The 14,717-nt window shown below is 36.6% G+C and carries 21 protein-coding genes and 1 pseudogene; 6 read left to right on the top strand and 16 right to left on the bottom strand.

Annotation, left to right across the window (positions count from 1 at the left end; genetic code table 11):
* Positions 1 to 235: 235 nt before the first annotated feature.
* Entirely contained in the window at positions 236 to 601 is a 366-nt protein-coding gene (locus JCM19034_RS14780) for a DUF2512 family protein (protein ID WP_062050917.1), read from the bottom strand.
* Between the two features lie 196 nt (positions 602 to 797).
* Here JCM19034_RS14780 and JCM19034_RS14775 point away from each other — a divergent pair, with 196 nt between their 5' ends.
* On the top strand, positions 798 to 1,070 hold the full coding sequence (locus JCM19034_RS14775; protein WP_062050915.1) for a hypothetical protein: 273 nt from the start codon (positions 798 to 800) through the stop codon (positions 1,068 to 1,070).
* A gap of 178 nt (positions 1,071 to 1,248) precedes the next feature.
* Positions 1,249 to 1,737 (top strand): spore coat protein, encoded by a 489-nt coding sequence (locus JCM19034_RS14770; protein WP_062050913.1) that lies wholly within the window; start codon positions 1,249 to 1,251, stop codon positions 1,735 to 1,737.
* 57 nt (positions 1,738 to 1,794) lie between these two features.
* Here the strand turns inward: JCM19034_RS14770 and JCM19034_RS25185 are convergent, their stop codons facing one another.
* Together JCM19034_RS25185 and JCM19034_RS14765 are read right to left on the bottom strand one after the other, a co-directional pair.
* A complete protein-coding gene (locus JCM19034_RS25185; protein ID WP_082394103.1) occupies positions 1,795 to 1,986 on the bottom strand; it encodes a YetF domain-containing protein in 192 nt (63 codons plus the stop codon).
* 248 nt (positions 1,987 to 2,234) lie between these two features.
* Entirely contained in the window at positions 2,235 to 4,088 is a 1,854-nt protein-coding gene (locus tag JCM19034_RS14765) for a DUF2264 domain-containing protein (RefSeq protein ID WP_062050911.1), read from the bottom strand.
* 164 nt (positions 4,089 to 4,252) lie between these two features.
* On the opposite strand from JCM19034_RS14765, the gene JCM19034_RS14760 reads away from it, so the two are divergent.
* Positions 4,253 to 4,666, top strand: coding sequence for a CrcB family protein (locus tag JCM19034_RS14760; protein ID WP_062050909.1), 414 nt, complete (start codon positions 4,253 to 4,255; stop codon positions 4,664 to 4,666).
* Positions 4,663 to 5,043, top strand: a complete 381-nt coding sequence (gene crcB / locus JCM19034_RS14755) for a fluoride efflux transporter CrcB (protein ID WP_062050907.1) — start codon at positions 4,663 to 4,665, stop codon at positions 5,041 to 5,043. Before JCM19034_RS14760 ends, crcB begins: the two co-directional genes overlap by 4 nt.
* Positions 5,044 to 5,096: 53 nt before the next feature.
* Here crcB and JCM19034_RS14750 read toward each other — a convergent pair whose 3' ends face one another.
* The 6 genes from JCM19034_RS14750 to JCM19034_RS14735 form a co-directional block, all read right to left on the bottom strand.
* On the bottom strand, positions 5,097 to 5,525 hold the full coding sequence (locus tag JCM19034_RS14750; RefSeq protein WP_370622057.1) for a GDSL-type esterase/lipase family protein: 429 nt from the start codon (positions 5,523 to 5,525) through the stop codon (positions 5,097 to 5,099).
* The gene (locus JCM19034_RS25180; RefSeq protein WP_370622056.1) at positions 5,474 to 5,725 is read right to left on the bottom strand and encodes a hypothetical protein; all 252 of its coding nucleotides are present in this window, start codon (positions 5,723 to 5,725) and stop codon (positions 5,474 to 5,476) included. The genes JCM19034_RS14750 and JCM19034_RS25180 overlap by 52 nt, the downstream gene beginning before the upstream one ends.
* Before the next feature lie 31 nt (positions 5,726 to 5,756).
* Entirely contained in the window at positions 5,757 to 6,662 is a 906-nt protein-coding gene (locus JCM19034_RS14745; protein ID WP_062050904.1) for an AEC family transporter, read from the bottom strand.
* Positions 6,663 to 6,799: 137 nt separating this feature from the next.
* The gene (locus JCM19034_RS25175) at positions 6,800 to 7,162 is read right to left on the bottom strand and encodes a TIM barrel protein (RefSeq protein WP_370622054.1); all 363 of its coding nucleotides are present in this window, start codon (positions 7,160 to 7,162) and stop codon (positions 6,800 to 6,802) included.
* The gene (locus tag JCM19034_RS25170) at positions 7,153 to 7,404 is read right to left on the bottom strand and encodes a hypothetical protein (protein WP_370622053.1); all 252 of its coding nucleotides are present in this window, start codon (positions 7,402 to 7,404) and stop codon (positions 7,153 to 7,155) included. The genes JCM19034_RS25175 and JCM19034_RS25170 overlap by 10 nt, the downstream gene beginning before the upstream one ends.
* Positions 7,405 to 7,646: 242 nt before the next feature.
* Positions 7,647 to 8,732, bottom strand: coding sequence for a Gfo/Idh/MocA family protein (locus JCM19034_RS14735; protein ID WP_062050902.1), 1,086 nt, complete (start codon positions 8,730 to 8,732; stop codon positions 7,647 to 7,649).
* Between the two features lie 171 nt (positions 8,733 to 8,903).
* On the opposite strand from JCM19034_RS14735, the gene JCM19034_RS21160 reads away from it, so the two are divergent.
* Positions 8,904 to 8,987, top strand: coding sequence for a YjcZ family sporulation protein (locus JCM19034_RS21160; RefSeq protein WP_082394101.1), 84 nt, complete (start codon positions 8,904 to 8,906; stop codon positions 8,985 to 8,987).
* A gap of 183 nt (positions 8,988 to 9,170) precedes the next feature.
* Here JCM19034_RS21160 and JCM19034_RS14730 read toward each other — a convergent pair whose 3' ends face one another.
* From JCM19034_RS14730 to JCM19034_RS14720, 3 genes and pseudogenes are all read right to left on the bottom strand, one after another.
* Positions 9,171 to 9,365 carry a hypothetical protein gene (locus JCM19034_RS14730; RefSeq protein WP_062050900.1) on the bottom strand — a complete coding sequence of 65 codons (195 nt, stop codon included), beginning with the start codon at positions 9,363 to 9,365 and terminating at the stop codon, positions 9,171 to 9,173.
* Positions 9,366 to 9,384: 19 nt separating this feature from the next.
* Positions 9,385 to 10,505 (bottom strand): annotated as a pseudogene (gene ald, locus JCM19034_RS14725) (alanine dehydrogenase).
* Positions 10,506 to 10,584: 79 nt separating this feature from the next.
* Positions 10,585 to 11,013, bottom strand: a complete 429-nt coding sequence (locus tag JCM19034_RS14720; RefSeq protein WP_062050898.1) for a hypothetical protein — start codon at positions 11,011 to 11,013, stop codon at positions 10,585 to 10,587.
* A 116-nt stretch (positions 11,014 to 11,129) separates the two neighbouring features.
* On the opposite strand from JCM19034_RS14720, the gene JCM19034_RS14715 reads away from it, so the two are divergent.
* Complete coding sequence (locus tag JCM19034_RS14715) at positions 11,130 to 11,567, top strand: DUF2621 domain-containing protein (RefSeq protein ID WP_062050927.1); 438 nt, start codon at positions 11,130 to 11,132, stop codon at positions 11,565 to 11,567.
* 76 nt (positions 11,568 to 11,643) lie between these two features.
* Here the strand turns inward: JCM19034_RS14715 and JCM19034_RS14710 are convergent, their stop codons facing one another.
* The 4 genes from JCM19034_RS14710 to JCM19034_RS14695 form a co-directional block, all read right to left on the bottom strand.
* Positions 11,644 to 12,141, bottom strand: coding sequence for a CcdC family protein (locus JCM19034_RS14710; RefSeq protein WP_062050896.1), 498 nt, complete (start codon positions 12,139 to 12,141; stop codon positions 11,644 to 11,646).
* A gap of 26 nt (positions 12,142 to 12,167) precedes the next feature.
* Positions 12,168 to 13,229, bottom strand: a complete 1,062-nt coding sequence (mnmH, locus tag JCM19034_RS14705) for a tRNA 2-selenouridine(34) synthase MnmH (protein ID WP_062050895.1) — start codon at positions 13,227 to 13,229, stop codon at positions 12,168 to 12,170.
* 271 nt (positions 13,230 to 13,500) lie between these two features.
* Positions 13,501 to 14,256, bottom strand: a complete 756-nt coding sequence (locus tag JCM19034_RS14700) for a YhfC family intramembrane metalloprotease (RefSeq protein WP_062050893.1) — start codon at positions 14,254 to 14,256, stop codon at positions 13,501 to 13,503.
* Between the two features lie 199 nt (positions 14,257 to 14,455).
* On the bottom strand, positions 14,456 to 14,671 hold the full coding sequence (locus JCM19034_RS14695; protein WP_035343892.1) for a YneF family protein: 216 nt from the start codon (positions 14,669 to 14,671) through the stop codon (positions 14,456 to 14,458).
* Positions 14,672 to 14,717: the final 46 nt, after the last annotated feature.

Below are 14,717 nucleotides of genomic sequence, written 5' to 3'. Positions count from 1 at the left end.
GGACCCTTTTCTTCCTCATTCCATGCACCTATCCGCTCATAGGTGCATGTTTGGGGCCTTTTCTTCTTCATTCCTGCACCTAAATACTTAGGAGCCCTTACTAATAACAAAAAGTGAACCAAGTCAATAAATGAAAAAGTCCGAACGTATTCAATTTCCAATGTAGAATGTTGAATCGTCGTTCAGATTTTTCTTAATCTAAGTTACTTTTTTCCTCATTTCCTTTCGACAGCCTTTAAGTTTGTGGAGATGGCTCCTTCTGTAAAATACCATTAGCAACAAACTTATGGAAAAACCATTCACCGATCCCAATTATTAATGCAGAAATAAATGCGATCGAAAACGGAACGCCATATCCGTATATAAGAGGACCAATTAACCAGATGGCGATTGTTGTTAAACCTAAATCAGCAAGTGTTGCGACCGCGTTGTTTGAAACGCGCAAAATTCCCATGTCCCCAACAATGTAACTAATACCGACAATCAATAGAGATAAACCGAATGTGTCACCAGCAGGATAGCCGTATATATAACTCATTATGACTAGTAGAACTAACGTAACCATTAACGTTTTCACGATTAAGGCACCTACGTGTTTCATTTTAAAAACCTCCTTTCCTAATATCATTTATATTTTGAGCTTCATTAAGTTAATTAAAGGGTAAACTTATTAGAAAGTTTTATAAATCAAGGGGGAATAAGCAATAATTGGTTAGATTAAAGCAAAATAATGTTAATCCCCTAGGTCTTGTATAAAAACGAGCAAAGTAGTCATTCTAGAACTAGGAGGTGACATTATGACGAACAACAAGCAAAATAATCAACAGCAACAAAATAATCAACAGCAACAAAACGGCCAAAATAACCAAAATGGTAACGCAACACAAGGTATCGCTAGCACAGTTAAAAATGGTGCTGGAGTCGTATTTGATGCTGCCCAAAATACAATACAAGCGACTGAAAACATTGCAATGAATGCAGTTGATCAAACAGCTCAAGCAATTAGTAAAACAGCTAATTCAATGACAAACAATCAGTCAAACCAACAAAATAAACAACCAAAAAAATAAGCGTAATTAATCCTCCCAATTCATAATCATTTTAAAAATGCCTTTGAGATCCTACTCTCAAAGCGTTTTTAATTGTTTATTTCTTATTAAATAATTTAAGTTAAGACAACTTTCCAAAAAATCCAATTATGAATAAAGTATCGGGAATCTATTTAGGAGGAATAAAAATGGAAAAAACATGTACGAACAACATTTAGCATGGCATGAAACACTAGAGATACATGAATTAGTAGCATTTCAATCAATTGGGTTAATGAAACTTAAAAAAGTGTATGCTGAAGTAACAGATCCTGTATTACAGCAATTATATAGCGAGGCTATTAATGGATTAAGTACAAATATTCGTGAACTTCTTGAGTTTTATCCGATGGCACCTAGGACCGATGAGAATGAAGATCATACACGAGAGGACCAGCTTCCCTTTTATGCTGGTGATTTATTGGCTCTTTTTAAAACAGGCGTGCGGAACTACGCAATTGCTATTACAGAAACAGCTACACCAGTTCTAAGAAATGTTCTAAAACAGCATTTAAATCGTGCAATCGATACTCATGCAAAGGTTTTTCATTATATGTATGGTAAGAGCTACTATCCATCTTATGACTTAGAGCGATTACTTCAAAATGATGTGAACTTGGCTTCAAAAGCTCTGGGTACACCTTTATAGTCAAAGTGATTGCCTTAGTAACGAGACAACGGTGAGAGGTGAAAACCACTCCTCTCACTAATTGTTCAAATCGTCCTCTCTTTTATCAATATGAAGCGTTCCATCCTGCTCCATTTCTGCGTAAAAAACCTCATCCGTATTTTTTACTCCCTGCTCGTAAAGCTGCTGTTGGAGCCTTTTTTTATCCAAGTTTAATCGCGAAAGATTTATTTTATTAACAATACCATCTGATATTATCTCAGCAGCTATTGGTTTTTTTTTTTATACTTGGAGCGATATTTAAATCAGCTCTGGTTACCGTTTGTTTATCTTCTTTTTTCATCACAGATAATTTACCACTATTATACGAACGTAATGTTCCCATGTCATACTATTTATATTTAATGTTTTCAAACGTACACTGATTTCCATAAGAGATTTTGGCATAAAAAAGTTGTCCTAAAAGACTAGCTTTTTTGGACAACTTGTAATTTTAACACCTTTTAAGGCTTTTTCTTTTAGTTTAAATGAAGTAACAGCTCCTCCTTTTCACCACTAAATATAGATACGGAGTGTGAGTTTATTTTTACATTTGGTGCCTGAAGCCAATTTTCCCCTTGAGATTTCGGCTCTGCATAAACAGCATTGATGAATAAGTGTGCCCCTTTTTCAAAACGAGCTGTTACAGTTGGAATAACAGTTCGTGGATTCATTATGTTCGTATTCGCATTAGGATGAATCGCTTTTGAACAGCCATTTCCATCAATATTTTTTATCCCACAGGCTCCAAGCTTATTTTTGATGAAAATGCCATTATGATTATTCTCAATAAATATCTCATCTTCCTGATACATCTCAGATGGTTTTCCAAGTGCAAAACCTCCATCGGCAACGTCAAGTTTCCTAGCACTATTAATTTTATGAATACGAACATGCCAAGGTGCTCCGACAACAATCCATGTTTCGATCACAACATCTTCCCACGGACGCCATTTTGAATAAATATATCGTTCATTTAGTTGAATTTCTTCACTTTTTCTTTTAACACGATAAAGGTTATCCTGCTCACAAACTGCTAGAGTTGAATCAAACGCCCCTTGATCTAACCCCCACTCAGCTCTTGGTACACTAAAACCAAAATAATTAGAGTAGGCAAATTTTTCATATTTAGCGGACGTATGTGTATGACCATTTGAAGATTGGTGTCCTGTATTAAAGGCGATAACATGACCCGTTTGATCTTGGCGGCATAAAACGAGATGGGCAGGCTTTTGAACAAAATGTCTTTCTAATTTCGGAAGCTGCTGTTCCTCAGCCTTCCAAAATGGGTGGTTTTGATCTAACGCTAAAATTAAAAAGATTTTCAGCCCCCAATAAGGTGAACCTGGTGAATTGTAATTCTCTGACATCACTTGGTTTGGGTACGTATAGCCGATACTTAACACTCCATCTTCTAGAAAAATAGGCTTGTTAAACCACCAACGTAAATGCCTCATAATTAATCCTTTCATGACACCCATTGGAAACGCCTCAACTTCAGCGAAGACCATTGCACTCCAAAAAGAAGCTTGTGCAAAGCGATAGGTCAAGCTACGTCCATACGGAATAGCCGAGCCGTCTTTTGAAAACCAATAAATGAAATCTTTAGCAAACTGTTTCGCCCTATCCTTATAACGTTCTGATCTTGTTGGATCTTCTTGCTCCATCATTTTCGCATACAACAAGCAATAATAATGAATCGCAAAAGATGTGTAGTAATCACAATGGGCATTTACCCCATCTGAATACCAGCCATTTCCAAGATAATAATCCTCAATGCGATCTAAATGACGATTCATTTGCTCCTTATCATACGATTTTCCAACTCGTTTTAACCCAAGATTGACAATAACTGAAAACAAAAGCCAATTGCAGTCGTGTGCTTTATGCGTTTGTATTTGGGATAGCCAATTCACCAAATTTCTTTTTTCTTGATTATCTAACGGATCATAGATTTTCTCCGGTGTAATCGCTAACGCTAAGCCGAACGCGGCCATTTCTACAATACGTTGATCATAATCTTGAATGTTACCCCAATACTCCTCGTGTTCGGGATTTGTCCCATTTTTAACTCCTTGTAGAACGATTTCATTCCAATGCTCATATTCTCCTCCCCCAGCTAATAACGGTGCCATACCCCAAAGCAATCTTGAAAACCCTTCCATCTTTGCAGTTGAAAATGGATATGCTACACCTGTATTCCCGATATGAAGATGTGCGAAGCCTGGACTGTATTTTTCTAATAAAGGCTGGTGAATTTGTTTATATGCTAACTGAATATCTTCTCTCGTTTTTAGTGGATTATCGTGGATGTCTAATGAGAATTTTCTCATATGTGACGCCTCCAATTGGTTTATTTTTCAATAATGAAACCCATTTCATAATGCAATGTTAGTAGACATGCTCCAAACTGTCAATAGGTTAGTTATGAATCTCTTGTTTTCATAAACAATTTTCCTATAAACTATGTAAGAGGTAAATAGAAGGAGATGAATGCATGTCCCTACATTGGAAAAACATCAGTGCCGTCGGATTTGGTGCTGTAATTGGAACAATTAGCAGGTATACGTTACATCTAGTTACGGTCAATCCAAATTATCCTTATGGAACGTTGATTGTCAATATTGTTGGAAGTGGACTACTAGGTTTTATAACTGCGTTGTTTTTAGTATTCGTACCTAAAGAGTGGGTAAAGGCTGGATTAGGAGTTGGTTTTTGTGGTGGATTTACGACGATGTCGACCTTAGCAGCTGACGCTTACATACTTTTTGATACATTTTCTATTTTTCAATCTGCTCTTTATATCATTGGATCAGTAATAGGAGGTCTTTTAGCAGCTTTATGCGGATATTTACTAGGCAACCATTATTCTGCAAGGCTAAAGAAAAGATTTGAGGTGAAACGAGGATGAAGCTGCTTTTTATAAGTTTTGGAGGTGCTCTCGGGGGAATTTGTCGCTATTTGATAGGACTACTCATTATGAAGTGTTTTCCTAATCGACCGTTTCCTATTGCCATGTTACTTGTGAATGTACTCGGTTCATTCGGACTTGGCAGCTTTTTCGGTTTGCAATATGGTAGAATACCAATCGGGGCTCTGGAAGATCCTATCTATCTTATGATCGCGATTGGCTTTTTCGGTGCATTTACCACCTTTTCAACATTCAGTGTAGAAGCGATACAGCTTTATAAGGAGAAAGCTTGGCTAAAATTAAATGTATACATCGTGCTCACCATTTTCGGATCAATATTTGGATTTTTAATAGGTCTAATCATAACTTCATCTTAAAAAGAATATGGCTGTCAAAAGGTACTGTTTTTGCCCTTTTGACAGCCACACAACTATTTATTGCTTAGTACTGCATCTAACCATGTTTGGGCCATAAGTAGATTCCCCAAAGAGTTCATATGCACACCATCAGTCGTTAACTTCTTTTTGCTCTCGTTTTCTAAATAACGGCAAAATGATTGGTGAGTTGGCACAACAATTGCCTCAAATTGCTGAGAGATTTCATGAATGACTTGGACGTATGCTTTAAGTAATTGGTTCCCTTTGGCATTTACGTCCTCTTCAATGATCGTCGGCTCCATTAATATGATTTTGGCATTCGTCTTTGCCTTTACTTCATTCAATAAGTGAATATAAACCTCTTTGAAACGATCTGGGTATACTTGTTCCATTTCAGGGTTGTCAAGCTGACGCCATACATCATTGATCCCTATTGAAATAGAAAGCCAATCGGCTGAAGCAATAAGACATCTTCCTGCCAACGCTTTTCTAAATCAATGATACGATCTCCACCTACACCACGATTTATTACCTCCACCGACTTATCCTGGCATGATAAAAGCAGATAATCATGTATCAATCTCACATAACCCCAACCTAATGCGTCAACATCTTCCTTTCGCCCGGCATCGGTAATACTGTCTCCTATTAATAAGATTCGAGTATTTTCTTTTAATTCCATAGTATCTCCTCCTACTTTTCAATCCTAACCTTTACATACTGACTAACATCAACATAATCGGAATCGTAATTAAACTTAAAATTGTTGTTACTAGTGTACTAAAAGAAACAAGATCAGGCTCCGTATCAAATTGCAAGGCGAACATTGTCGTATTTGCAGCAGATGGCATAGCTGATAGGACAATTAATACACTTGCTAGCGGTTGATCAATCTGCAGGATGTAAATAATGGCTAATGCTACAATTGGTGATATAATTGTACGCATAATAACGATAAAGCTTAACTCTCGCATTGGTACTTCTTTACGTTTAATAAGTGCTAACTGCATGCCAAGAACGATCATAATCGTCGGGATCGTTGCATCAGCGATCATCTCAATAGATTGATACAACTGAACAGGAATGTCGATGCTAACCAATTGGAATAAAACTCCAAGTAAAGCTCCATAAATAATCGGCATACGAGCCACTCTGATTAACGATTGTTTCATCGACAATCCTTCACGACTGCCTTTAGCCGCAAAATATAAACCGATTGAACTCATTAAAAAGGACTGGATAACCATCATAATTACCGCTTCATCAAAACCAACCCCACCGTAAGCAAATAAAATAATAGGCACACCATAATTCCCACTATTCATAAAAACACCTGTTAACACAAAGGCAGATATTTGTGAATCAGTTGATTTCATCATTTTGCCTGCGAGAAATGAAATAAAAATTAACGAGAGACAAAGCAATAAACAAAAGGCAAAAATATAAAAATAATCAATTGTAACAGGGTTCATATAAAATGTTCGAAATGCTAAAAACGGTGACATTAAATACAGTGCTAATACTGAAATCGGTTTTGGATCGAAACCGATCATTTTTTGACCGATAAATCCAACAGCAAATATTAAAAAGGCAGGTAAAACAATTAATAGAAAATTCATTTGATAATCTCCTTACTGTATATAAAACCGATTCCATTATACAACAAACTAGCATAAAAATATGCTAGTTTTCCTATAGAATGAAACAAAATAGGATATTACAAAAGCAAATTGAGCTTTTGTAATATCCTATCAAACTATAATCCAGCTTTTTCAAAGAGTTCGCGGTAAGCGTTGGCCGTTTTCCTCCAAAGCTCCTCTGATGAAATTGTTGGAGGACTTTGAGTTAACACCTCTTGTGTAACAGCTCCTTTATAGCCGATAGCGTTTAATTGCTTCAAAAAGCTGACAAGGTCGATAACACCTTCACCTGGATATAACCGATCATTATCCAATATTTCTGATACAGGGATCGCTTTTGCATCATTAATATGGACATGGACAATAAGCTCAATAGGAATTTGATTTAATTCTTCAAATTTCATGCCTGTCGTATAGCAGTGATAGGCATCGATTAAAAGCCCAACATTGGGCTCACCAATTGTCTCGATTAATTCCATTGTATCAGAGGCTGTCCAAATAAAAGGGTGTTTCCATGCAGTCCGAAGATGATGTGGCCCAACAAATTCAAGCCTAATTTCATATCATATTGATTTAGTATCACAGCACATGTGCGTAAGCGCCGAATGACTTTTGCCATAAACGCTGCTGCTTGAAAATCAGTTGACGGCAATATATAAGTAACACATGAACGGCAGCCCAACTGTGAAGCAATTTCTACTTCTTTAGTAAATGCTGACAATCCACGAATAAATTCCTCTTCTCCTTGACGCCATTCAACCGATAGATCAATTGCTCCTATTTCTACTTGGTGAAGCTTTAATTGATTTTGTGCTGCCTCTAAACCGATTTCCTCAACCCATTCAACCAGCTTAGCACCACTGACATCAATCGAATCAAAGTGATAAACAGCCGCTTTTCCAATAAAGCTTTCAATACTACCTACATCTCCTAAACCAGCAGTTGTTACACCTTTTTCATCATTTACCCCTTTTCAATATCCCAATTTAACTTAACCTCGCGACCTGTTTGCGATGATTCATAGATCGCACTCAATATCAGGTTATTCGTATATCCAGTAAGTGCGTTAGAAATAGGTTCTTTCCCTTCTCGTATACATTCCACAAAATGCTGACTCATTCGAAGACGGTCTCCCTCTTCCTCATCAGCCGGCTCTATATCCACGTCAACGGTTTGGTTAAACTTTTCTGATAAAAATTTCCCTTTATTCCCCCGAATGGATGCTCCACCTTCACTTCCTAATAAATGAACAAAAGGCTGACTGTCTGTATCCATATGGACTGCCCAGCTCACATCTAACGTCAACGTACTTCCATCCTCCATTTTGATAAAAGCAGAAGCTAGATCTTCTACATTATAAACACCATTCCAATTAGGCTTTCCCCATGTACCAATCCCTTTCTTTTTGGGACCAAATTCTGCATATGTAGAACCGAACACTGAGACCGGCTTAGGATTACCCATTAAATAAAGAGACAAATCTAACAAATGAACGCCTATATCAATTAACGGACCTCCACCTGATTCTTCTTTTTGTGTAAACCACGTTCCCCATCCTGGAATTCCTTTTCGTCTAAACCAGCCTGCTTTAGTATGGTAGATCGATCCCAGTTCCCCACGATTAATCTGCTCTTTCACTTGTAATGCGATCGATTCCCATCTCATTTGATGCGGGATCATAACAACCTTGCCTGTTTTTCGTTGCATTAGCAAAATTTCTTTCGCATCATGCACATTCATTGCCATCGGCTTTTCTAACATAACATGTTTACCAGCATTTAAAGCTTGTATGGTCAGCGGGGCATGATACTTATTAGGTACTGCAATGACGATTGCATCTAACTGTTCATCAGCCAATAGCTCCTCAGCTGTATCATATACCTTCTCTATCCCATACTCTTCAGCTCTTTTTTGAGCGAGTTCTGAAAACGCATCCGTAACCGCTTTCAATTCTACGTCATGTTTAAGACGATCAAACACCCGTAAATGGACATTACCGATATTTCCGGCTCCTATAACTCCTAATCGTAATTTTGTAGTCATCATCATTACCTCCTCCTAAACATTTTATCATCTATTATCCAATGAATACAGAACGACATCTTATAAATAAGTATTTTTTTTAGCATGATTTCTTTTTATTCTTCAACAAATACCCAATCATATTTTCTTCTACTCTCATATATTGTACGGAAAAAACAATAAAGGAGGGTTCAAATTATGAGTCATTATGGCGGAGGATTTGCGCTTCTAGTTGTCTTGTTTATTTTATTAATCATTGTTGGAGCTGCGTATATTTGCTAGTGAAATTCGTTAATGGGGCTTTCAATTTTCCATTCGATAAATTCCCCGAAAAATAAACATTTACGCGTCTTTATTTAAGCACTGTGTGAGTTGTTACCTCCTCAGTGCTCTCCTTTAAATTAAGACGGTAGCTTTCTTTCGAAAACAAAAAGAGGTTTTTTGATAGTCACCTCTTTTTGTTTATTATTTTGTCCAATTAGGTTCGTACGTATAAATCGTTTCACCACCATGTTGGGCGTTTCCGCGAAAATCAATGGCATCATCTTGCTTTAACAGTATTTCTCGAAATAGTAAGAAATCATTTCGACTAACCCGATATTCTGTAATTTCCCCACTACGTAATTGCACCAAAATGACCTTTGCTTCATTTACCTCCATATCGATCCTCTCCAATTAATTATAATAATTTTAGTATATCATCCGCAGGTTTATACGTAAGCTGCAAGTCGTCTGCTATTGCTTTATACGTAATCATTCCACGAGCCGTATTTAAGCCTGTCAACAACGCATGATTTCGCTGCATCGCTGCCTTCACCCCATTATTGGCAACTTGTAAGATATAAGGAAGTGTTACATTTGTTAATGCGATCGTAGAAGTACGTGGCACTGCTCCCGGCATATTTGCCACCGCATAATGCAGGACACCGTGCTTTTTATATGTCGGCTGATCATGTGTTGTCACTCGATCAATCGTTTCAAAAATTCCACCTTGATCAATGGCGACATCAACTATAACTGAGCCGTCTCTCATTGCTTTAATCATTTCTTCACTCACTAGTTTTGGTGCCCGTGCTCCTGGTATGAGTACCGCACCAATCACTAAATCAGACTTTGCGACATACTCAGCTATGTTCAATGGATTCGACATCATTGTCTGAATTTGGTAGCCAAATAAATCGTCTAGTTCTCTTAATCGATTAGGGTTTAAATCAATAATTGTTACGTCTGCACCTAAACCAATTGCGATTTTTGCCGCATTTGTTCCAACTATTCCACCGCCAATAATCGTCACCTTACCTCTACTAACACCAGGTACACCAGAAAGCAAAATGCCAGTACCACCATTTGGTTTTTCCAAAAATTGAGCACCTACTTGTGTTGCCATCCGTCCTGCTACTTCACTCATCGGCGTTAATAAAGGCAACGTATTTCCCAGCTGAACTGTTTCATACGCAATGGCTGTCACGTCATTATCCATTAACGCTATCGCAAGCTCACTCTCTGCGGCCAAATGTAAATATGTAAATAAAATCAATCCTGGACGAAAATAGTGATATTCAGATAGTAATGGTTCCTTCACTTTGACAATCATCTCAGCTTGATTCCAAACAGAGGCAGCCTCCTCAATGATGTCTGCACCAGCGTCAACATATTGCTCATCTAAAAACCACTACTAACTCCTGCTCCTTTTTCAACAATAACAGTGTGATTCGCTTGGACGAGCACAGATACGCTTGCAGGTGTCATTGCAACACGATTTTCATTATTCTTTACTTCGCGTGGAATACCAATAATCATTTTTGACAACCTCCTAAAATGTCTTCTTCATTATTTTAGTATGAGCGAACTTGCCAACATTATTGTAAGAATCCTATTATTACACGTATTGCAAAACTTTTAGTGCAAACATTAAAATAATTGTAGCTGTTAACAGTAGGCTTGAACGGCTAAGTTTCTTAACAAACTTATTTTCTTTTATGTTATCATTTGCATCTAATTGTTCAAGGACTAAACGGAGATATTTTGCTGTCATTCCAAGAAAAGCACTAATTGCAATCCAAACAAATACGACAGCTGCAAACCAAATGTTAAGCCAACTAGAAGCTAAATAAAATCCAGTTATCACAGACGTAATAATACCAATATGGGCAATGAGGATAACCGGTTTATAAAAACGCAAAAGTTTTCTAACATTTATCGTGTTCCCTTCTAATAAACTTCCTTTTAGTAACCAAACAAATGGAATTAATAGAAAGAAAACGACCGAAAATAATAAATGAATAGCATAGGAAATTAATACAAGCATTTTTCTCACCTCAAGTATTCATCATATCAAAAATTCACTGAATCGAACAACATTCTATCGCAAAGGTAAGGAAGAATATGATAGGATATATAGGAGAAAAAGTAGAGGTGAATGGAATGCCTAATGAAGGTTTTATGTGGTTTATTGTCGGCTGGACAATCTTTTTAATAACGGTGATGTTTATAGGTGGCTATTTCATGTTTCGAAAATTTCTTAAACGTTTACCGAAAGAAGACGGAAAATCGATTTTAGATTGGCAAGATTACTATATCGAACAAACTCTCCACCTTTGGAATGACGAGCAAAAGGCATTGCTCAATGATTTAGTTGAACCAGTTCCAGAATTATTCCGGGATGTAGCTAAAGGGAAAATCGCTGGAAAAATTGGTGAATTAGCACTTCAGGATCAAATTAATGAATTAACGGAAGATTATATTATAAAAGGCTACATATTAGCCACACCAAAACGAGATCATAAATTTCTTATAAAAAAATTAAAAGAGAAAAACATTGATATGACCCCATACAAAGAACTAATAGAAATCTCATCATAGAACGTGTCTATGATGAGATTTTGATATATTTATTAGATGTCCTAGTGGTAATCTGTGTGCCCTAATCAAATTCTTTCTATGTTTCAGCTGTAACCGCAAACCCCGCCTTTAATTGTTTCTCCAACTTACGATATTTCATGAGCATTGAAATCCTCCAAGGGACAATCATTCCATATGCCAATAAGAAAAACATGCCTGCAAGCTCCTCAACAATAATCGAATCGCCGATGATAAGCTTAAATATTATGCGAATAACAAGTAAACCCATTAATATGAATACGAATGCTTTTGAACGTTTTAAATAAATTTGCTGATTCCGAATTTCAAATGTTGACGTTTTAATTAGAAAAATAGAAAAGATTAGCCCTACAGCGATAGCTTCCATCACTTGAAGCGTACTTGGTCGAGCTGGTTCATACAAAAACATAATAAATCCTGTCGACATAAAAAGTGGTGGCAAAATAATTTTCTTTATCGTTGCAGGATGTTTTATCGCTTTTAATCTAATGAAAAGTGCCAATATAGCCATGCCAATTGCCCCAAACGTAGTCAGCCAAATATATATTTCATTCATGATGCTCACCTCACTTACCTCTCATTTTACGATTTGGAGCTGATAGATTGATTAATGTAATCCTTTAATTTCTTATATCCTTCATCAAATGAAGCATAATCAATTCTATCCACGTCCCCTTTATACTTTTTAGAAGTATATTCATATTTAGGGTCATAATAATGCTCTAACAGTCGAGCAAACAAAAGCTTGTATTTTTCTTCTGTTAGAAGAACATCTATTTCCTCTTTTAATTCCTTCGTTATGAATTTCGATAATTTTTGTAGTGCTTCTTTTATTTGTTCCTCGTATTCCTCAGGTTGATACGTTTGATAAATATGCTCTACCCTTGACCAAAAAGGATAACGTAGCTCAATCCGCCTACCAGTTTCTTTACCATCTAAAATAAACGATGGTAAGACAATTCGTCCTATTCTTTTACTTTCACCTTCAATAATAAGATATTTCTCACCCTTCAATTCATTAAGACTACTAATCAACTCATACTCAAATTGCTTTTGACTTCGAGGTTGTAAACCAATATGACCAAAAATAGAGCCGCGATGGCCTGCAAGCCCTTCTAAATCAAGGACTGGATATCCTTCCTTCGCTAATCTATGCAAAAGCTCGGTTTTTCCCGTCCCAGTATGTCCTTCAATAACGATGAATCGTCGTTCTTGCTCAGCTTCCCTTTCAAGCTGCTGTTGAACATACTGCCTAAAAGTACGAATCCCTCCGACTAATTGATAGCTGTTAATCCCAACTAACCCGAGCATCCCTGTTACGGTTTTACTTCTCATACCACCACGCCAGCAATAAATAATGACACGGCGATTGGAGTTCTCTTTAATTAAAGATTTCACTTTTTGAAAGATGGAAGCAACCTTTGGTCCAAAAAGCTCCATACCTAAATCGACGGCTGCCTCTTTGCCTTTTTGTTTATAATATGTACCTACCTTCGCTCGTTCTTCGTTCGAAAATAAAGGTATATTAACAGCATTAGGAATTCGATATTCAGCATATTCCTTTGGGGAACGTACGTCAATAATTAAATCATCCGTGTAAGATATTTCTTCTAACTGGACGGTTTTCACTTCAACTGTTGACATTCTCTGTTAGCCTCCCTTGTAAAAACCGATATGCTTGTAAGTAGAAAAACACCTCGAACAATAGAGGTGCTTGATTATCGTTAATTCAATTGTTGCATTCATCACTTTGGCAACGGGTTTTAATAAGGCAAAGCCCTTGAACGTATTATAATCTCTTTTCAATGAATAAATATACCATACGAGCTAAAGCATGTCCAGTGAGATCATGACTAGTAGACTGTATTGTAAGAGTATCGGAGCTATAGATAAACCTTATCAATCATTCTTGAAGTCATTTAATTTCAAATAACCTTTTAGATTTAATAATAAATATCACTGCCAGAATTGCAAAAATCCCTATGATTACTTCTATTAATAGGATATTCGTTAAAATATTTGCTTGATATAATCCTGCAGGAATATTAAAAACAGTGTGTAGACCAATTGCTAAAAACAGAAATGAAATTCTCGCAGTTTTGATCCCATATAAGATTAAAATTGATAATGCAATATGTAAGCACATAGCAAATACTCTTTCTAGAGCACCTAATAACGAAGTTCCCATACTAAGCCCTGAGAGCTGTTCAACTAGAATTGGATCTGCAATAGAACCTTCATTAATTAAGGTCGTTAGAGCAATCATGCCAATACTTGAAATCCCTAAAATAATAAATACCTCTATTCCACCGTGCCCAATACCAAAAGAAAAGCCATCTTTCCAATCTCTATATTTTTTCAATATGTATGATAGTACAAGAAACCTTCCTGTCTCCTCAAATATCCCCGCCATTAACGGTCCGTAAACGGCAAAAATATAAGGTTGCATGATAAAGGATGATACCGGGTTTTCCCCAATACCGATTAAAAGAACATGCACGATATTTTCTAAAATCTGAGAAAAAACGATAAACGTCATACTCCCCACTAATAAGACTTTAAAAGATATTTTGTATTTCACTTTTGCAAAGACGATAACTGTTACGGGAATAATGATAGACAAAACTACATTGGCGTATAAAGCGTTAATGACAGCGTTATCAATTGTCATAAAGACCTCCTCATTTTTTTGCTTCCTCATATATAGAAGAAAGAAAACAATCCAACAAAAAAACCACTTTTCTAGTTAATCATCAGGAGGAAAAGTGGTTTATTTTGTCATAATTCCACAAAAAAAGTAAGCAATATGATTAAGTCATGTATAATCTAAGAGCAACAACGTTTAAATCTAGTTTAAGCTAGGCCTGTCCTTATTTAGTTTGCTGCTTTTGCATGGCTTTCATCATTTGATTAATTTTCTTTTGCGATGGATTTTGACCCATTTGCATCATCATGACACGAAGCATTTGTTCATTGATAGGTGGATTTTTCTTTAAATAAGACATCATCGTCTTACGTGCAATGAAAAAACCAATTGCTATACCTGCTACAACCGCAAGTGTATAACCAAGGATATGCCAAATCATTCGTCCAACGTCCTCCTTCTAGCCTAAATACCTTACCTATTATATC

The sequence above is a fragment of the Bacillus sp. JCM 19034 genome (assembly GCF_001310635.1).
In the GTDB taxonomy this organism is placed as follows: Bacteria; Bacillota; Bacilli; order Bacillales; family Bacillaceae_D; genus Halalkalibacter.
This window is presented reverse-complemented; position numbering and strand designations above follow the sequence as displayed.